This is a genomic window from Pseudomonas sp. P9_2 (genome assembly GCF_034008255.1).
Lineage (GTDB): Bacteria > Pseudomonadota > Gammaproteobacteria > Pseudomonadales > Pseudomonadaceae > Aquipseudomonas > Aquipseudomonas synxantha_A.
Genome location: NZ_CP125376.1, coordinates 467,470 through 486,385, shown reverse-complemented (window position 1 = coordinate 486,385; position 18,916 = coordinate 467,470). Strand labels below are relative to the sequence as shown.

Annotated in this window: 18 protein-coding genes; 9 read left to right on the top strand and 9 right to left on the bottom strand. The window is 61.4% G+C overall.

Annotated elements, in window-relative coordinates:
• Window positions 1-14: 14 nt before the first annotated feature.
• The 8 genes from QMK52_RS02075 to QMK52_RS02040 form a co-directional block, all read right to left on the bottom strand.
• Complete coding sequence (locus QMK52_RS02075) at window positions 15-1,154, bottom strand: DUF1120 domain-containing protein (RefSeq protein WP_320403774.1); 1,140 nt, start codon at window positions 1,152-1,154, stop codon at window positions 15-17.
• Between the two features lie 11 nt (window positions 1,155-1,165).
• A complete protein-coding gene (locus tag QMK52_RS02070; RefSeq protein WP_005785060.1) occupies window positions 1,166-3,592 on the bottom strand; it encodes a fimbria/pilus outer membrane usher protein in 2,427 nt (808 codons plus the stop codon).
• 120 nt (window positions 3,593-3,712) lie between these two features.
• On the bottom strand, window positions 3,713-4,417 hold the full coding sequence (locus tag QMK52_RS02065) for a fimbria/pilus chaperone family protein (RefSeq protein ID WP_005785061.1): 705 nt from the start codon (window positions 4,415-4,417) through the stop codon (window positions 3,713-3,715).
• 32 nt (window positions 4,418-4,449) lie between these two features.
• The gene (locus tag QMK52_RS02060; RefSeq protein ID WP_005785064.1) at window positions 4,450-5,133 is read right to left on the bottom strand and encodes a DUF1120 domain-containing protein; all 684 of its coding nucleotides are present in this window, start codon (window positions 5,131-5,133) and stop codon (window positions 4,450-4,452) included.
• Between the two features lie 3 nt (window positions 5,134-5,136).
• A complete protein-coding gene (locus QMK52_RS02055) occupies window positions 5,137-5,757 on the bottom strand; it encodes a DUF1120 domain-containing protein (RefSeq protein ID WP_005785066.1) in 621 nt (206 codons plus the stop codon).
• Window positions 5,758-5,773: 16 nt separating this feature from the next.
• A complete protein-coding gene (locus QMK52_RS02050) occupies window positions 5,774-6,394 on the bottom strand; it encodes a DUF1120 domain-containing protein (protein WP_005785067.1) in 621 nt (206 codons plus the stop codon).
• Window positions 6,395-6,427: 33 nt separating this feature from the next.
• The gene (locus tag QMK52_RS02045) at window positions 6,428-7,045 is read right to left on the bottom strand and encodes a DUF1120 domain-containing protein (RefSeq protein WP_194440654.1); all 618 of its coding nucleotides are present in this window, start codon (window positions 7,043-7,045) and stop codon (window positions 6,428-6,430) included.
• Window positions 7,046-7,060: 15 nt separating this feature from the next.
• Window positions 7,061-7,684 carry a DUF1120 domain-containing protein gene (locus tag QMK52_RS02040; protein ID WP_005785071.1) on the bottom strand — a complete coding sequence of 208 codons (624 nt, stop codon included), beginning with the start codon at window positions 7,682-7,684 and terminating at the stop codon, window positions 7,061-7,063.
• A 404-nt stretch (window positions 7,685-8,088) separates the two neighbouring features.
• Between QMK52_RS02040 and QMK52_RS02035 the strand changes: the two genes are divergently transcribed.
• From QMK52_RS02035 to dacB, 6 genes are all read left to right on the top strand, one after another.
• Window positions 8,089-8,907: a response regulator gene (locus QMK52_RS02035; RefSeq protein ID WP_005785072.1), complete on the top strand. Its 819-nt coding sequence runs from the start codon at window positions 8,089-8,091 to the stop codon at window positions 8,905-8,907.
• Window positions 8,908-9,107: 200 nt separating this feature from the next.
• Window positions 9,108-9,743 carry a response regulator transcription factor gene (locus QMK52_RS02030; protein ID WP_005785075.1) on the top strand — a complete coding sequence of 212 codons (636 nt, stop codon included), beginning with the start codon at window positions 9,108-9,110 and terminating at the stop codon, window positions 9,741-9,743.
• Window positions 9,744-9,834: 91 nt separating this feature from the next.
• Window positions 9,835-10,305: a nuclear transport factor 2 family protein gene (locus tag QMK52_RS02025; RefSeq protein ID WP_005785077.1), complete on the top strand. Its 471-nt coding sequence runs from the start codon at window positions 9,835-9,837 to the stop codon at window positions 10,303-10,305.
• Window positions 10,306-10,342: 37 nt separating this feature from the next.
• The gene (locus QMK52_RS02020; RefSeq protein WP_005785079.1) at window positions 10,343-10,615 is read left to right on the top strand and encodes a GIY-YIG nuclease family protein; all 273 of its coding nucleotides are present in this window, start codon (window positions 10,343-10,345) and stop codon (window positions 10,613-10,615) included.
• A gap of 109 nt (window positions 10,616-10,724) precedes the next feature.
• Window positions 10,725-13,139 (top strand): TonB-dependent receptor, encoded by a 2,415-nt coding sequence (locus tag QMK52_RS02015; RefSeq protein ID WP_320403773.1) that lies wholly within the window; start codon window positions 10,725-10,727, stop codon window positions 13,137-13,139.
• Window positions 13,140-13,307: 168 nt separating this feature from the next.
• Complete coding sequence (gene dacB, locus QMK52_RS02010; RefSeq protein ID WP_320403772.1) at window positions 13,308-14,765, top strand: D-alanyl-D-alanine carboxypeptidase/D-alanyl-D-alanine-endopeptidase; 1,458 nt, start codon at window positions 13,308-13,310, stop codon at window positions 14,763-14,765.
• A gap of 1 nt (window position 14,766) precedes the next feature.
• Here the strand turns inward: dacB and QMK52_RS02005 are convergent, their stop codons facing one another.
• On the bottom strand, window positions 14,767-15,546 hold the full coding sequence (locus tag QMK52_RS02005) for an IclR family transcriptional regulator (RefSeq protein WP_005785085.1): 780 nt from the start codon (window positions 15,544-15,546) through the stop codon (window positions 14,767-14,769).
• A 120-nt stretch (window positions 15,547-15,666) separates the two neighbouring features.
• Between QMK52_RS02005 and hmgA the strand changes: the two genes are divergently transcribed.
• From hmgA to maiA, 3 genes are read left to right on the top strand one after another with little or no spacing between them, the layout of a single operon-like run.
• Window positions 15,667-16,950 (top strand): homogentisate 1,2-dioxygenase, encoded by a 1,284-nt coding sequence (gene hmgA, locus QMK52_RS02000; RefSeq protein WP_320403771.1) that lies wholly within the window; start codon window positions 15,667-15,669, stop codon window positions 16,948-16,950.
• Between the two features lie 3 nt (window positions 16,951-16,953).
• Window positions 16,954-18,240 (top strand): fumarylacetoacetase, encoded by a 1,287-nt coding sequence (gene fahA, locus QMK52_RS01995; RefSeq protein WP_320403770.1) that lies wholly within the window; start codon window positions 16,954-16,956, stop codon window positions 18,238-18,240.
• A gap of 12 nt (window positions 18,241-18,252) precedes the next feature.
• Window positions 18,253-18,888, top strand: coding sequence for a maleylacetoacetate isomerase (maiA, locus tag QMK52_RS01990; protein ID WP_005785092.1), 636 nt, complete (start codon window positions 18,253-18,255; stop codon window positions 18,886-18,888).
• Window positions 18,889-18,916: the final 28 nt, after the last annotated feature.

Below are 18,916 nucleotides of genomic sequence, written 5' to 3'. Positions count from 1 at the left end.
CTCATAGTGACGGGTCAGGGGTAGACGATTTCGATAGTGCCGGAACCATTGATATGCACCACCTCGCGAAGATTCAGGCTTTGCATGGGGGCAAGGTAAGACTTGAGGCGCATCGTGCCGGTCAGGGTCTGGATGGCGACCGGGCCGGTGGTGACCCCCATCGTGTCGGTAAACCCCAGCAGGCTGTTGGCGGCCATGGGGATTTGCCGTGCGGTGGAACTGCTCCATGCCACGCCGTTGCTGGTGGAGTCGGTGCGGTACAGCGCGGGGAAGGTGTCGGCGCTGAATTCGGCCGGGTCGATAGTCAGGTAAAACCGCCCGATTTTGTTGCGACTGGCATCCAGGTCCAATCCATACGCGGTTTCATCGGTACCGCCCGTGGCTGAACCGTCGCGATTGTCTTTCATGTGCAGAGCAAAGCGGATCGGCGCATCGCAGGTCACACTCAGGCGCAGTGTGCGCATGGGCAGCGGTGTTTCAGTGGTGGCGTTGAGGTCTTTGGCATACAGGGTGCCGTAGTCCACCACGCCGTGGTCGGATAATGTCGGCAGGCAGGCGATGGGCGCAAAGTGCGCGCGCACGGTCAGTTCCCGGTAGCGTCCGTTTTGTGCGCTGTACACCATCCCGGAAACTTCCCAGGTGGTGTTGTCGCGCACTTGAGTGGCAGCGGGGTCGGCCCAGGCGCGCAGCGTCAGTTGCAACGACAGGGTGTTGCCCCTGAGCACCGCACCGTGTTCGACCGGCGCGACGCCATGGCCGGAGCGCCATTCCAGCTCCGTGCCATTGGCCACGGGCGCCTGGCCCGCAGCAGGTAGCAGCCCCAACTTTACGGCGCGACCATCGAGCACGGCGTTGCCGGCTTCGATGGCATAGCTGCCATGCGGGGTAAATTGCAGGCGCTGCGGGCTAGCGGCCAGTGCGCGATAGAACAGGCTCAAATCTTGCGCTTGCGGACAGTTGATGGTCACGCTCAGGCGCCGCTCGCCAAGCAAGCGTTCCAGTGCACTGTCGCTTTGTGCCAGGCGGCTCATCAAGCCGAAATCGATCAGGGGTTCGCTGATATTCAGTTGGCATTCTTCCAAGGCGTGGGCGGTGCCGGCACCGCCGATCAATAACCACAGGCACAGTTGGCGCATACACGTTGCGAAGGGCATGACGGGGATCCTCAAGGCGCGTGGCAACGCGCGGGAGCAGTTTCGAAGTACACCGTGGGGTCGGCTTTTTCCGGAAGTGAGTAACGCAATTCGCATCGACCGCCATCGGGCATGGTTATCCACAGCGTCGATTGGTCCAGCACGTTGGGTAGAAACACCTGGCTGCCGTCTTGCACCAAGGTGACGAACTCGCCGCTGGCGCTGCTGACTGAGGCTCCGGCAGGCAGAGGTTTACCCTGGTCGGTGCTGACGGTGAGCAATATGCGACGGGTCAAGCTGATGCCAAATTCCACTCGGTCAACAGCGCCGCGTCCGGCCGAGATCATCGCCAGGCCATTGTGGATGTCGGCATTGCGCGGCAGTGAACGTGTCTGCACTTCCACTGGGCTGCGCCCGTAGGCGGTGACTTGCGGCACCACGGCCTGGCCTTGCCAGTCGGTCCATACCGCGCCGCTGGGGGTGCTGAGCTTGATGCCACTCATATCGCCGACCGACGCCAGGGCAAAGGTGTCGCGCACCGGGTAGGGTGAAAAAGTTACGCCGTCGCCATGTATCACCACACCGCCGCGAGCGCCGCCTTGATAACTGGAGCGTTCGGCATCGGAGCGGCTGTAGCTGAAATCGAGCTGGCTGTAACGCGGCAATACCGAGACGCCCAGCGTGGTTTCCACTTGATGGTCGCTGCTGTCGTGTTCGGCGCTGACGCGATAGCTGAGTTGGTCGTCGATCTGTTCGGTGAGGCCCAGGCCGGTGCGGTTCTCACCGCCGGAATTGCGCGCCCAGCTACGTAGCCGGCGACTTTCGCCCAACGGCACGCTGATATTGAGGTACACGGCGTTGTCCTGTTGCTGGCTACCGCCCATTTGCCACTCGGCACTGGCCGACAGTGACACAGCACCGATACTCGTGCCCCACGAGGCCAACGCACGGCTGCTGCTGTCGCCAGCGAAGTTGGCCGAGCGCGCAACCCCGGCGCTGAACGCACCCAGCAGCGGATGCGACCAGCCCAGGTTGAGGCTTTGCTGGTCGCGATAACGAGAGTCGCGGTTGCTGTCACCACGCTCATACGTGCTTTCTTCGAGTTCGCGATAGCCGATGCTGCGCCAGGAATTGGCGACGCTGATCGACCACTGCTCGCCCAGGCGCTGGGACCAGGAAAGGTCAGTCTGTACGCCCGAAACCTTTTCCCACGCCTGGGTGTTGGACAGCTGCGTGGACAGTTGGATCTGGCTGTCCACCCACGGCAACCAGCCCAGGCTGGCGCCCACCGAGCGGTAATCGCTGGCTGCCAGTACACCGGTGCCCAGGGTCAACTGCGGGTGCAGCGCACCGGTCCAGCCGCCACTGACCACCCACGGATCAGCGCCTTTGGCGTCGCCCACATTACGCACCCGACCCGCCGCCACGGAGTAACCCGGTGCTGGCAACCCAAGGCCGAGCATGGCCGCCGGCACGGTGAAGCGCCGCTCACCGCCAGCGCTTTCCTTGACCGTGACCTCCACGTCCGAGCGCGTATTCAAGCGACGTACATCGGTCAGGGTAAAGGGACCAGCGGGCACGACGGTGGAGTGAATCAACGCTCCGTTCTGTCGTACCTCCACCTGGGCAGGGCTGTTGGCAATGCCCTGGATCCGCGCACCCTGGCCCTGTTCTTGAAGGGCGTGCTCGGTAAGCACCTGCACCCCGGTGATCTGCGCGCCGGACAGTACCGGGTTATACAGGTTGATTTGCCCAGCCTGCAGCACCGCCTGGTGGCTGGCAAAGGTGCGTTGGGCATAGGCTTGCAAGTGGGTGCTGCGTGACAGGCCATCCTGCCAGGTCTGTACTTGGCGGCTGCGCACGATCCAATCGCCGGCATTGAACCCCACCTCGGTGTTGGCCGAGCCAAAGCGGCTGGCGTCATCGCCGAAGCGGTTGTAGAAACCACTGAGGTCGTAGTTGAGCAGCCCGGCAAACCCGCCGGTTTCGTACCCCGAGATATCCTGTTGTATGGGGCGCAGCGCCTCGGTGGGTACCACCAGTGACACCGTCAGCGTCGCCGGGTCCGGTTCAACCAGGGTTTGTGGATATTGCGCAAGAAAATCCTGACAACCTGCCGTTTCATTCGGGATCACCAGGTTGGCGGCGTCCAGCAATGCGCGGTCGAAGCACAGGTTGCCTTGCTGATCGAAGGTCACATCCAGCCGGCCGTGTCGCTGACCATTGACCCGCAGATTGACCGTGTGTTGCCCGCTGGCGAAGCGCGGTGCTGCCAGCAGCAGGCTGGCCAGCTGTGGATCAATGCCGCGTTGATGCAAGGTCTGGGCGTCGAAGCTGGAGTTTTCGGCCCATGCCTTGGCGGGCATCAGCGCGCACAGCAGTAACACCAGCGGCAAGGTCGAGCTGACAGGGATGTCGGGCACGGCTTCGCCGTCACGGTAACTCAATACTGTTTTCACGCAAGGTACTCGAGTAGTGAACGCGCGGGCCCCGTGTGCCCAGGCGTTCTGGTGACGGTCAATGAGCCGTCACTTCGTTATTCAGGCGGCGGTCAGGGGGGCGACGCCTGCGGTTTTCAGTCAGAGGGTGATCGGTGCGTCGTAGGCCTTCACCGCAAAGCCGTACACAGTGGCCGGCTGCAACCTGACCGTGTTGGCCTTGCCGCCGCTGGCCGGCACGCTCAAGGCTTCGCCGGGCAGCACGTAAGTGCGCGGCAGCATCGCCCTGCCGTTGCCGGGCAACAGCAGCAGTTCCTGCGCCAGGCGTACTACATAGGGCGTGTCGTTACGCACCTGCAACTGGCCGTCGCGCAAGGTCCAGGTCAGGTCGGTCCAGGGCGTGCGGTTGGGGGCAAGGCCTTTGGGATGCACGATCACCGGCAAGTTCTGGCGCACGGTCACACCCACGCGGGCATGTCCGGCGGCGGTCGCGTCACGGCCTTGGGGCATGCCTTCGAACACCGCGCGTTTAAGCCGTTGGGTGAGCAACGGCTTCCGGTTTTGCAGGATGAAGCGCACCAACTGGGATTTGGACGCCTCGACCCGTGAAAGCGGCGGGGTCACCACCAGCAGCGGCTCGGTGTCCTCCGGAATATCCTGCAGGGTCACATGCAGCAGCGCGAGTTGGCTGTCGGTGTTGGTCACTGACACTGCCGCTTCGCCTTCGGCTTCGAACACGATCACCACGGAGGTGTCCGGTATCATCCCGTCGGCTTTGACTTGATTGCCGAGTATCAGCAGCAGGGCGACAAGGCCGACAGCGGTGTTTGAGAATGTCGTCGTCATGACGGGTTTTCCATTAGGCCAAAAGGCATCGGTCAGAGGTAGCGCAAATCCAGGACGATGGAGCCGTCGAGGGGGACTTCCTGGTCCAGCGTCAGGTACTGCGAAAAGTTGATGGCGGTGACCACCTGAAGCTCGGCGGTCAGTTGGCTGATGAAATCCGGTTGACGGTCGCCCAGCGGTGCAAAGGCCATATAGGATCTTGGATAGGCGTTGGGGTCCGGCGACCAGGTTTCCCCGTTGTTGGTGGAGGCCAATACCTGCATGGGCTGCGCATCGCCCACCGCGTTGCGATAGGACAACGCCACGGAGCCGAGACGCTCCTCGGGGGCGTGGATGTTTCTGCCCAGTCCGTAGAAAAAGTCGGGGGCCAGCGAGGAGTCGGCGCGATTGTCGATGCCTACCAAGGCAAACAGCATGGGCCTGGCGCAGAGCACATGCAGTTCGAGTAGCTGGCTGGGCAGCACGGTAAACTCGTCTGCATTGAGGCTATGTGCGGGGATCTTGTCGTGCTCGATGATGCCGTCATTCGTCAGCTCGATATGGCAGGCATCCGGTGTCACCCGGCCGGTCACCGTGAGGTCGACGGTCGACGCTGCGTGGGCATCGGTCATCGCGGCCAGGCCAAGCACGATGGCCACGTTTTGCCCCCATGCCGCGAGCACGGGCAGCGCCAGACGCAGCCCATGCCTGCCGGCGCTCGAGGGGTGGGCGGCCATGGGTTACAGGTACTTCACTTCAAGGGTGGCGGAGCCGTCGATGGTCACCTCATTGCTGAGGTCCATGCCGGCAGTGCTCATGATGAAGGTCTGCACTTGCAGATCGACCTGCAGGTCTTTGACAGGCAGCGGCTGGCTGTCGTCATCCATTGCGGCGATCGACATGTACAGGCCCGGATCCCAGAACTTTTCTTTGAACCAGGTATTACCTTGGTCGGACGATGCAATGGGTTGCACCACTACACCATCATCGGCCAGTGGATTGGCAAGCGTGAGGCTGTATCCCCCCAGCTTCTGGGTGTCATTGATAAAGCCCAGGCCGTAACTCGAAGAGATACCTGAGGATGCACGGTTATCGATCGAGTGCAGGGCGAATTGGATCGGCGCATCGCAATTGACGGCCAGGACCAGGGTATGGTTGCCAATGACTGTCGGGTTGTCAGGTTTCAGGTCTTTAGCAGAGATCTTGCCGTGGTCGATCACATTGCTACCGTGAAAGGTGGGTATACAGGCGCTGGGCACGATCAGCCCTTTGACGGTCAGGTCGACGCTGGAGGCAGCGAAGGCAGTGGTTGAGCTGAGCAGAAGTACGCTGGCGGCCAGGGTGGTCAATCGAATGTTCATCGGGGGCTCCATATCCTTAGAGGTAATTGACTTGCACGGTGGCGTGGCCGTCGATAGGTACATCGTCGGTCAGCGTCAGGTTGCTGGCAGGCGCAATGTGAGTGATCAGGCGGATCTCGGCGTCCAGCTTCTGGATCGCAATCGGCACCAGGCCGTCGTTGTTGGCAACCGCCGTCAGCACGGTGTGGCTGAGCATCACGGAGGGCATCCAGGTTGTGCCGCCATCCCTGGAGATAATGGTGCGTACCGGCATGTTGTCGGCGACCGGCTGGTAGAGGCCAAGCCCGGCATCACCGACTTTTTCATCGTTGGGGGTCATGCCCAGGCCGTGCCAACTGAAGTGGCTGGCAGTGGTGCCGGCACGGTTGTCGATGGTGTTCAGGGTAAAAAACGTCGGCCCTTCGCAACGCACGCTCAAGAGCATGGTTTCTCGGGGCAGGTCGGTGTAGGTGTCGCTATTGAGATCCTTGACCGACACCTTGCCGAAGTCGACATTGCCACCGCCGGAGACCTCTGGCGCGCAGGCGCTTGGCGTGATGATGCCTTTGACGGTGAGGTCCAGGCTGCTGGCGGCCAGTGTGAGAGGCGAGGTGGTCAACAATAGGACGGCCAGGGGCGTGGCTCTTAAGTAAGTCATCGTTTGAACCTTCCTTAGTACGAAGATGAGGGGTTACAGGTACAGAACTTCCAAAGTTGCGGAGCCGTCCAGCGCCACTTCGTTGGCCAGGCTCAAGCCGTTGGCGGGTGCAATGGCGGTGTGCACGGTGATGTCCATGAGCGCGTTCTGCACGGGGTGCGGGGCCCAGCCGGAATCGGCACGGCTGCCCAGGGCCACCAACATAGCGTCTTGCAGCGGGTCCTCCGGATAGAGCGGCGCCCAGGGGCGCTGTTCGTACTGGTAGAGCAAGGTCGAAGGCGTTTCGGCGACGGGCTTACTGAACATCAGTTGGTACCCGCCGAGCTTTTCTGTGCCGTTGGCTACACCCAGGCCGTAGGCGCCGAACGTTGAGGAGCCGGCTCGGTTGTCGATGGGCTTGATGGCAAACAGCGTCGCCGCCTCGCAACTCACGCTCAGTTGTAATGTCTGGTCCTCAAGCCAGGTATGGCTGTCGAGGTTCAGGTCTTTTGCTGCGACTTTTCCATAGTCCACAGCCCCTGGCAGGTTCGGGGTGCAGGCACTCGGTGTGATCAAGCCCTTGACGGTCAGGTCCACGGAACTGGCAGCGAAAGCGGATGACGCCAGGGTGAGCAGCAGGGCGCTGCTCAACAGGGGCAGGCGGGTCTTCATCTGGGAAACGTCCATTTACAGGTACTTCACTTCAAAGGTCGCGGAGCCGTCGATGGCCACTTCGCTGGTCAAGGTCAGGTTTCTTGCAGGTGCAATCAAGGTGTGCAGCGTCATGTCCATGAGCGCCTCTTTGATCGGGTGGGGGGCCCAACCGTTCTCACCGCGGCTGCCCAGCGCCACCAGATCGTTGGGGGCAATGACCTCATCCTTAAGGAGTTCTGTCCATCGGCCCTCGGAGTTGTACATTGCAATCAGGGTGGATGGTGTTTCAGTGACGGGGTTGGTGAACGTCAACTGATACAGGCCGAGCTTCTGGTTTTCGTTGATCAAGCCCAGGCCAAAGGCGGCGCCAGACGCGGCGGAACCGGCTCGATTGTCGACGGGATGGATTGCAAACAGCGTCGCCGCGTCGCAATTGACGCTCAGTTGCAGGGTCTTTTTCTCAAGCGGCGTATAGCTGTCTTGATACAGATCTTTTGCGGCGATTTTTCCAAGATCGACGTCACCCGGCAGGCTGGGTGTGCAGGCGCTGGGCGTGATCAACCCTTTGACAGTCAGGTCGACGCTGCTGGCGGCGAAAGCGGATGACGTTATGGCGAGCAGCAGGGCACTGCTCAGTAGGGATACAGAGGTCTTCATTTCAAATTGTTCCATTACAAGCTGGCAGATTGAGATGCGGCAGAGCAACGCCCGATCGTGTGTGGACGGGTGGTTGCCTGGCGGTGATCTCGATGTTTTTTAGCGCTTGCCGGGGAGTGGCAAGCCGTCCCTCTTTGGGGTAGGCATAATCTAGCCAGGGGGATGCACGGGGGAAATACAACTAATACGACATTGGCAGGGGTACGAAGGACGTGCCGGGAGAGGGTGGTTCGGTAGTGCTTTTCGTAGTTGTTGTATCGACTCTGATTGACTCAAAGGATTATATGTTTTTTGTCGATAACCCCTGAAAGGGTATTTCGATCATTGCTGCATGAAAGGTCTCGAGGGCTATTGCACCAGTGCCGGAGATTACTGCCGGATCAATAGTCACGATAGAGGTACTGATGGGTTCGCTGGCAGGTTCAACAGCAGGAGCGAACCGCAAATTGAAGCCGCAAGGTGCCCCCCCGCTTCATTGGCAGCAGCTGAGCGTGCTGGTGGTGGAAGATCATTCGGCCTACCGCCTGTTGCTGGGTTGTTTGCTGCAGAAGTTGGGGCTGGGATACGAATTGGCCGACGATGGGTACTTCGGGCTGGTGGCCTTCGCCAGCCGGCCCTTCGACTTGGTGATCAGTGATTGCCAGATGCCCGTTATGGATGGCTACAGCATGGCTCGCGCTATTCGCCAGCATGAGTGTGACAACGGGCAGAGGCGAGTGCCGATCATTGCCTTGACCGCCAACCTGCAAAACGACAGCCCCCAGCGTTGCCGCGACGCCGGCATGGATGCCTGGCTGCTCAAGCCATTGACCCTTGAACAGCTGCACGCCGTGTTGGCACGCTGGTTGCCGGGCGAGGATGACGCGCATGTCGCCCAGAGAGCTGTTGCACCGCTCGCCGGCTGGCCAACCCGTGCCACGTTGGTCGCGATGTTTGGCAGCGAGCGTATCGTCGATCAATTGTTGGAAACCCTGTTGTTCGAGGCCTGGGAAGACCACCGCGTGTTGCGTCATGCCTGCTTGACGTTGAACTCATCACTGACGGCTGAGCGCCTCCATCGCTTGGTGGGCAGCCTGGTGTTTTTGGGTGGTACTGGCCTTGAATCAAGCGCCGTGAGGCTGATCGAACAGGTCCAGTCCCAGGGTGTTGCTGCGCACAAGGTGCAATTGGAGTTGTTCCTGGCGCGCTTGTTCGTCTATCTCGAGTACCTCTCTGAAGTCTGAGAGGCAGTGTTGACGCAGAACGTTTTGCAATCCGTTGATCTTGTCTTTGCTGTAGGTATTTTCTTATTGTTTTGTAGGCAAAAAAGTGTGAGCTACTGAACATTGAGCGCGGCTGCCAGCAGCGCTTTGTTAGCGGTTGTTGATGAGCGCCAGCGGGGGTATTTTGCGCGGATTCAGTTTGCCATCATTCGTGGGAATCTATGCTTCGAGTAATTATTGCTGACGATCACCCTATTGTGCGTATCGGGCAGAAAGTCGTGATTGAGGCGCATGGCCGGTGCAAAGTGGTCGCGGAGGCCGACGGCCCCGATCAGTTGCTCGAAGTGTTGAGGACAACCCCGTGTGACTTGCTCGTCACAGACTTTGCCATGCCAGGCGGCCAGCAGGCCGACGGCTACGGGCTGTTGAGCCTGTTGCACCGCCAGTATCCGCAGTTGCCGGTGATTCTGGTGACCATGTTCGCCAGCGTCGCCACCCTGCGTGCTTCCTTCGCCCATGGTGCCAAGGCCGTGGTGGCCAAAAGTGCTTCCGCCAAAGAGCTGCCCCAGGCGATCAAGGCTGTGTGTGCCGGCCAGACGTTCGCCAGTGAATCCCTGCGGGTGCAAATGGTGGAGGCGGGCACGGGCGATCAGTCCCAGGTGCCGCAATTGTCCTGCAAGGAGCGTGAGGTGGTGCGCATGTTGGCCAGCGGCATGACCGTCAGCCAGATTGCGGCACAGGTCAACCGCAGTATCTCGACCATCAGTAAGCAGAAAAGCACGGCTATGCAGCGGCTGAGTATCTCCACCGATGTAGACCTGTTCGCCTACGCTCGCAGCACTGGGATGGTGCCGTAGGCTCATGCATTTGCCTGGCGAATGTCAGTAGCCAGCGCGGTCTGGGCAGCCTATCGTGCGCTTATTCTTTCGACACCTGCGGAGCCTGCCCATGAGTGATGCCCATAACGCCCTGATCACCGAGTTCTACAGTGCCTTCCAGCGCCTGGATGCCGAAGCCATGGCCGCCTGCTACACCGAAGACGTGGTGTTCAGCGACCCGGCCTTCGGCGAGTTGCGCGGGCGCGACGCTGGGGATATGTGGCGCATGCTCACCACGCGGGCCAAGGATTTCTCCCTGACCTTCGACCACGTGCGCAGTGATGACAGCACAGGCAGCGCGCACTGGGTGGCGACTTACCTGTTCAGCGCCACGGGGAATACGGTGGTCAACGACATCGGTGCGCGCTTTGTGTTTCGCGACGGCAAGATCTGCGAGCACCAGGATCACTTCGACCTGTGGCGATGGTCGCGCCAGGCGCTGGGCTTGAAAGGGCTGCTGTTGGGCTGGTCGCCGGCGCTGAAAAATGCGGTGCGGGCCCAGGCACTTAAAGGCTTGAAGGCATTCCAGGCCGGTCGTTGATAAGATTGGCGCTCCTCTGGTTTACCGAAATTGCCCTGTGACTGATCCTGCAGAACCCAAACCCTGGTTCGTCTACCTGGTGCGTGCCGCCAATGGCTCGTTGTATTGCGGCATCAGCAATGACCCGGTGCGCCGCTTTGCCTGCCACCAAAGCGGCAAGGGCGCGCGGTTCTTCTTGTCCAGCCCGGCGGTGGCGTTGGTGTACACCGAACAATGCGCGAGCAAGGGTGAGGCGTTGCGCCAGGAGCGGCTGATCAAGAAGCTGAAGAAGAGCGCCAAGGAGTGTCTCGCGACGAGTGGCAAGCAATGATCGAAATTATTTGCTGATTCAGGTGAGGTAAATCCCCGGCCCATCCGTGTAGTGCATGAAACTGCGATCTATTCGCATTAACAGCGTTTTCTACACGGGTTCTCACAGCATGAAGTCAGCGGCGGGTGGTTGGGTAAAACAGTGGCTGGGAGCCTCGGTCCTGGCGGTGTCAGGGCTGGCGTTGCTGCCGTTGAGCGTTGCGCGTGCGCAGGAGCAGCAAAGCGCCCAGTTCAATTTTGCCCTGGCAGCCAAACCACTGCCCCAGGCCCTGAGCGAGTTCAGCCGGGTCACAGGCATCAGTGTGATCTACACCGATGAAGCGCCCTTCGGCCTCAATGCCCCGGCGGTCAGTGGGCAGATGAGCGCAACCCAGGCCCTGCAACGTCTGCTGAGCAATACAGGTTTCACCTTCCGCCAGATCGACGCTCGCACCCTGGCCCTGGAGCCGCTGCCCAGCGACGGTGCGGTCAACCTTGGCGCCACCACCATCAGCGCGGTCAACCCGACGCAGGACAGCACCAGCTATCAGCCGCCGCCCACCAGTTCGGTGATGCGCTCCCATGGGTTGCTGCTGGAAACCCCGCAAACTGTCAACGTGGTGCCGGCCCAGGTGCTGCGCGACCAGCAACCGCGCAACCTGGATGACGCCCTGGGCAATATCAGCGGCATCACCCAGTCCAACACCCTCGGCAGTACTCAGGACGCGGTGATGCTGCGTGGTTTTGGCGACAACCGTAACGGCTCGATCATGAAGGACGGTATGCCGGTGGTGCAGGGCCGTGCCATGAACGCTACCGCCGAGCGTATTGAAGTGCTCAAGGGCCCGTCCTCGCTGTTGTATGGCATCCAGGACCCGGGCGGCGTAGTCAATATCGTCAGCAAAAAGCCTGAGCTGGTGCAGTCCACCTCCCTGACCGCGCGCGGCTCGACCTTCGGCAGCGGCAAGAACGGCAGTGGCGGCAACCTCGACACCACCGGCCCCCTCGGCGACAGCGGCCTGGCTTATCGCCTGATTGTCGATCATGAAGACGAAGACTATTGGCGTAACTACGGCATCCATCGCGAGACCCTGGTGGCGCCGTCCCTGGCCTGGTACGGCGATACCACCCAAGTGGTGCTGGCCTATGAACACCGCGAATTTCTCGCGCCGTTCGACCGTGGCACCGCCATCGATCCCAAGACCAACCACCCGCTGAACATCCCCGCGACCCGGCGTCTGGATGAGCCGTTCAACAATATGGAAGGGCGCTCCGATCTGTATCGCCTGACCGTCGACCACGATCTGAACGACGACTGGAAGGCTCACTTCGGCTACAGCTGGAATCGCGAAACCTATGACGCCAGCCAGGTGCGCGTGGTCAAGGTCAACACCAACGGCACTCTGACCCGTAGCATGGACGGTACCCAGGGCGCGTTGACCACCGATCGCTTCGCCACCGCCAGCCTTGAAGGCAAGGTCGATGTTGCAGGTATGCAGCACGATCTGGTGTTCGGCCTGGACGATGAGTACCGCAAGATCTACCGTGCCGACCTGATCCGCCAGGCGCCGCGGGGCACCTTCGATTACAACAACCCGGTGTACGGCAATGAAGTCGCCGGTTCCAAAGTCAGCGCGCCGGACAGCAACCAGACCGACCTGCTGCGCAGCGATTCGCTGTTCTTCCAGGATGCCATCCACCTCAACGATCAATGGATTCTGGTCGGCGGTGCGCGCTACCAGATGTACGACCAATACGCCGGCAAAGGCGTGCCGTTTACCGCCAACACCGACGGCAATGGCCAGAAGTGGGTACCACGGGCCGGGCTGGTGTATCGCTACACTGATCAATTGTCGTTCTACGGCAGTTATACCGAGTCGTTCAAACCCAACTCCACCATCGCGCCGCTGGCCAATAAAACCGTGTTGAGTGGCAGTTTGCAGCCGGAAGAATCCAAAGCCTGGGAGCTGGGTACCAAGTTCGACCTGCCGGGGCGCATCACCGCCAGTGCCGCGCTGTTCACCATCGATAAACGCAACGTGTTGGTGCAGGTAGGCGAGGGCCTGACCTCGGAGTACAGCGTGGCCGGCAAGGTGCGCTCTCGCGGTCTGGAGCTGGATGCCAGCGGCCAACTGACGGATAAATGGAGCCTGATTGGCAGCTATGCCTATACCGATGCCGAGGTTACCGAAGACCCTAAGCTCAAAGGCAATCGCCTGCAGAATGTGGCAAAAAGCACCGGCTCGTTGTCGGCGGTGTATGACTTCGGCAGTATCCTGGGCGGCGATCAACTGCGCGTCGGCGCCGGAGCGCGTTATGTCGGCGAGCGGGCAGGTGACGCGGCCAACAGTTTCGACCTGCCCAGCTACACCGTGGCCGATGTGTTCGCCAGCTATGACACCCGGCTTGAAGGGCAGAAGGTCAAGTTCCAGCTCAATGTGAAGAACCTGTTCGATCGTACTTACTACACCTCATCGGTGAATACGCAGTTTGTGTCCATGGGCGATGCGCGGCAGGTGTCGGTGTCCAGCACCTTGACCTTCTGATTCATTTATCTGTGGGAGCTGGCTTGCCTGCGATGGCATCGACTGGGTTTGCCTGATACACCGAGTTGTCTGCATCGCAGGCAAGCCAGCTCCCACAGGAAAGCGGTCGCCACATTGATAGCGAGCTGTTAGCGTTGCCGCCATTGCATGCTTATGGAAAACGCAACGATGCACTTTGTAAAATGGTTACGCACCGGCACCCTGCTGGTCGGTTTGAGTTTTTTACTGGGCGGCTGCGCCAGCGTCTCCCAAACTTCCACGCCGGCAACCCTGGATAAACTGTTGAGCGATCCGGCGCTGCAAGGCGCTACGGTCTCGCTGATGGTACGTGACGCCCGCACGGGCTCCACGCTGTATCAGCACAACCCGCGCACCCGGCTGGTGCCCGCGTCCAACCTCAAGTTGCTGACCACCGCCGCGGCGATGGATGTGCTGGGGCCGCAATACCGCTTCGCCACCCAACTGCTGAGCAATGGCATACGCCAGGGCGACCGTTTGACCGGCAACCTGTACCTGCGTGGCCTCGGCGACCCGACCGTTCAGTTTGCCGATTACCAGACCCTGGCCGCGCAATTGGCCAGCCAGGGCGTGCGCCAGGTGCAGGGCGACCTTGTGTTCGACGACACCTGGTTCGATGCCGAGCGGCTGGGGGTGGATTGGTCCCATGACGATGAAACCACCTACTACGGCGCGCAGATTTCGGCGCTGACCGTGGCACCCAATGCGGACTTTGATGCAGGCAGCGTGCTGGTCACAGCCAAGGCGCCGTTACGGGCCGGCACACCGGTGAGTGTCGATATTTTCCCGCCCAGCGACTACCTGCAACTGAGCAACCGCGCCATCAGTGGGCCGGGCAATAGCTATGGGATCAACCGTCGCCATGGCACCAACCTGTTGCAGCTCAGCGGCGCAGTGGCGCCGGGGCGCCAGAGCCAGCAATTGGTCAGCGTCTGGGAGCCGACGCAACTGGTCGCGAATCTATTCGAACAAGCCTTGGCGCAACAGGGCATCACCGTATTGGGGCGTCGAGTGATGGGTGGGGCAAGCCCGGCTGCAGTGACGGTGCTGGCCGAGCACCAATCGGCTCCGTTACAGGAGTTGATCGTGCCGCTGCTCAAACTCTCGAACAACAACATGTCTGAAGCCTTGCTCAAGGCCATGGGGCGCCAGACCGCCAATAGCGGCACGGCAGCGGCGGGCGCCGTGGCGGTGGCCGGGTTTCTCAAGCGTCAGGGACTGGACACCAGCACGTTCAGTCAGGTCGACGGCTCCGGCCTCTCGCGGCGCAATCTGGTATCGTCGCAAACCCTAACCGACCTGCTACTGGCCGCCAGCAAACAGCCGTGGTTCGACGCCTGGTACAACGCGCTGCCGATTGCCGGCAGCACTGACCGCATGACCGGCGGCAGCCTGCGCTACCGTCTGCGCGACACGCAGGCGCAAAACAACCTGCACGCCAAGACCGGCTCCATGGGCGGCGTGTCGTCATTGAGTGGTTACATCACCGACGCCGGCGGGCGCAAGCTGGTGTTCGCGATGCTGACCAACAACTACGTAGTGGCCGGCGCGCAGGTCAAGGCGCTGGAAGACCGCGTGGCCGTTGCGCTGTCGCGCAGCGACGATTGATTCAGGGCTGATAGCCCATGCGCCAACTCACGGCCCGGGTCGCCGCCAGCAGGTGCTGCGCCGCCGGGCCATCTTCATCGGCATGGAACAGTGAGGTCGGGCCGACCACGGTCATCACTGCCGCCACTTGCCCGACCGCATTGAACACCGGCGCCGACAACGCATCCACGCCGGGCATCAGCAGGCCATGCACAAAGTGCAGGCCACGGCTGCGGATTTGCTCGCACACCGTGGCGTAGGCCTGATCGTCCGCCAGCGAGTGGGCGGTGCCGGATTGAATCTCGCGTTCGCGCAGTTCCACCGTTTCCCGTGACGGCAGGTAAGCGCTGAACACCAGCCCGGTGGACGAACTGAGCAGCGGCAGCACTGAGCCCAACTGCGTCACCACGGTAACGGCGCGCACTGCCGGCTCGATCTGTACCACGGTCGCGCCCTGGTTGCCCCACACCGCCAGAAAGCAGGTCTCATTCAATTCATCGCGCAGCTCGGCCAGGGGCATGGCGCCGACTTTCAACACATCCATGCTGCCCAGCGCCGCCAGCCCCACGCGCAAAGCCTCCCGGCCCAGGCCGTAATGGTTGGTGGCGGTGTTCTGCTCGGCAAAGCCGGAGGCAATCAGCGCCTGCAAATAACGGTGGACCTTGCTCGCCGGCATCTGCACATGGTCGGCCAGGCGCGACAGCGAGGTGGCCGGGGACAATTCGGCCAGAGCCTTGAGAATATCGGTGCCGACTTCCGCCGAGCGGACTTTCTGTTTACCGGTGTCGCGGGGCTTTTCCATGGAAGGGCGAGAATCCGAGAGATGAATGGGCGTCTTTATAGCTTGACGGTCGATAGTGATCAAATTACGTTATGCGTAACTGGATTACGATAAAAACAACTTCTGTACAGAGGAAGATCCATGGACCTCGAATACCTGTCGGGCTTTGGCAATGAATTCGCCAGCGAAGCCTTGCCTGGCGCGCTGCCGGTCGGCCAGAACTCACCGCAAAAAGCCCCCTACGGGCTCTACACCGAACTATTTTCCGGCACTGCCTTCACCATGGCACGCAGTGAAGCGCGGCGCACGTGGCTGTACCGCATCCAGCCGTCGGCCAATCACCCGGCGTTCGTCAAGCTTGCGCGGCAAATGGCCGGTGGACCCTTGGGCGCAGTGACGCCCAATCGCCTGCGCTGGAACCCGCTGGATATTCCGAGTGAGCCGACCGACTTTATTGATGGACTGGTCGGCATGGTTGCCAACTCGGGGTCGGAAAAACCTTCGGGCATCAGCATCTATACCTACCGCGCCAATCGTTCCATGGAGCGGGTGTTCTTCAATGCCGACGGTGAACTGCTGATCGTGCCGGAGCAGGGCCGCCTGCGCGTCGCCACCGAATTGGGTGTGCTCGACGTCGAGCCACTGGAAATTGTGGTACTGCCCCGTGGGCTCAAATTCCGTATCGAACTGCTGGACGCGCAGGCTCGCGGCTACGTCGCTGAAAACCACGGCGCCCCGCTGCGCCTGCCCGACCTGGGTCCTATCGGCAGCAACGGTTTGGCCAACCCTCGCGACTTCCTGACGCCAGTGGCCCGCTACGAAGACCTCAAGCAACCGACCACGCTGGTACAGAAATTCCTCGGTGAACTGTGGGCCTGCGAGTTGGACCACTCACCGTTCAACGTGGTCGCCTGGCACGGCAACAACGTGCCGTACAAATACGACCTGCGTCGCTTCAACACTATCGGCACGGTGAGTTTCGATCATCCGGATCCGTCGATCTTCACCGTGCTGACCTCACCTACCAGCGTGCATGGCCTGGCCAACCTCGACTTCGTGATCTTCCCGCCGCGCTGGATGGTGGCCGAGAATACCTTCCGTCCGCCATGGTTCCATCGCAACCTGATGAACGAATACATGGGCCTGATCCAGGGCGCCTACGATGCCAAGGCCGAAGGCTTCCTGCCCGGCGGCGCGTCGCTGCACAGCTGCATGAGCGCCCATGGCCCGGATGGCGAGACCTGCACCAAGGCCATCAATGCGGACCTGGCGCCGCACAAGATCGATAACACCATGGCCTTCATGTTCGAGACCAGCCAAGTGCTGCGCCCGACCCAGTTCGCCCTGGAGTGCCCGCAGCTGCAACCTGCTTACGACGCGTGCTGGGCCTCACTGCCCGCCACCTTCAACCCGAATCGGAGATAACCCATGACGCAACCAACGCAGACCCGCAGCTGGGTGGCCTCGGCCAACGGTCACGCGGATTTTCCCCTGCAGAACCTGCCCCTGGGCGTGTTCAGTATCAACGGCTCGGCCCCGCGCTGTGGCGTGGCGATCGGCGATATGGTCCTCGACCTGCACGCCGCGCTGGATGAATTTGACGGTGATGCCCGGCGTGCCGTTGAGGCAACAGCGGGTGGCCAATTGAACGCTTTTTTTGAACTTGGCCGTGGGCCACGCGTGGCGTTACGCGAGCGCCTGCTGGAGCTGCTGGCCGAAGGCAGCCAGCTGCAACAGCGCGAAGCGCAGGTGCTGCACTGCGCCGCCGATTGCCAGATGCACTTGCCGGCGAAGATCAATGACTACACCGACTTCTACGTCGGCATCGAGCACGCGCAGAACGTCGGCAAACTGTTTCGCCCGGATAACCCCCTGTTGCCCAACTACAAGTACGTGCCGATTGGTTACCACGGCCGTGCGTCGACCATTCGCCCGTCGGGCACGCAGGTCCGGCGCCCCAAAGGCCAGACACTGCCGGCCGGCCAGTCCGAACCGACGCTCGGCCCCTGCGCGCGCCTGGACTACGAACTGGAGCTGGGCATCTGGATCGGCCAGGGCAATGCCATGGGCGAAGCGATTGCCATCGGCGATGCGGCCGAGCACATCGCCGGTTTCTGTCTGCTCAATGACTGGTCGGCGCGAGATATCCAGGCCTGGGAATACCAGCCGCTGGGCCCGTTCCTGTCGAAAAGCTTTATCACCAGTATTTCGCCATGGGTGGTGACCGCCGAAGCGCTGGAGCCCTTTCGCAAAGCGCAACCGGCGCGGCCCGAGGGCGACCCGCAACCGCTGCCGTATCTGCTGGATAAACGTGATCAGAACGCGGGCGCCTTTGATATCGAGCTGGAAGTGCTGCTCACCACAGCCTCAATGCGCGAGCAGAACCTGCCCGCCCATCGCCTGACCTTGAGCAATACCGAGCATATGTACTGGACAGTGGCGCAAATGGTTGCGCACCACAGCGTCAACGGTTGCCAGTTGCAGGCCGGCGACCTGTTTGGTTCAGGCACCTTGTCCGGGCCGCAGCCGGGGCAGTTCGGCAGCCTGTTGGAAATTACCGAAGGCGGCAAGAAGCCGATTGAATTGGCCTCGGGCGAGGTACGTAAATTCCTTGAAGATGGTGACGAAATCATCCTGCGTGGCCGTTGCCGCCGCGAAGGTTTTGCCAGCATCGGCTTTGGTGAATGCCGCGGTACTGTGGTTGCGGCACGTTAAGAGGGCAGGGTCATGGAACTCTATACTTACTACCGTTCCACCGCGTCGTATCGGGTACGTATTGCCCTGGCGCTCAAGGGCCTGGATTTCACCGCGCTGCCCGTCAACCTGCTGGTCCCGGCAGGCGGCGCCAATCACCAGCCCGAGTACCTGGCGATCAACCCGCAAGGGCGCGTGCCGGCGTTGCGTACTGATCAAGGGCAGACGTTGATCCAATCGCAGGCGATCATCGAATATCTGGAGGAGCGTTATCCACAGGTGCCACTGCTCTCAAGTGATCCGGCAGCCCGTGCCCATGAACGGGCGGTAGCGTCGATCATCGCCTGCGATATCCACCCGCTGCACAACTCCAGCACGCAGAACCTGTTGCGCAAGTGGGGGCACGATGAGGCGCAATTGCTGGAGTGGATCGGGCACTGGATCAGTCAGGGCCTGGGCGCGGTGGAGCAGTTGATTGGCGACACAGGGTTTTGCTTTGGCGAGCAGCCGGGCTTGGCCGATACGTTTCTGATCCCGCAGTTGTACGCGGCCGAGCGTTTCAAGGTGCCCTTGGCGGCGTACTCGCGCATAGGGCGAGTGGCGGCGTTGGCGGCCCAACATCCGGCCTTCGTGCAGGCCCACCCCGCCAATCAACCTGACACGCCATAGCCCCTCCCACATTTGATCGTGCCAACCT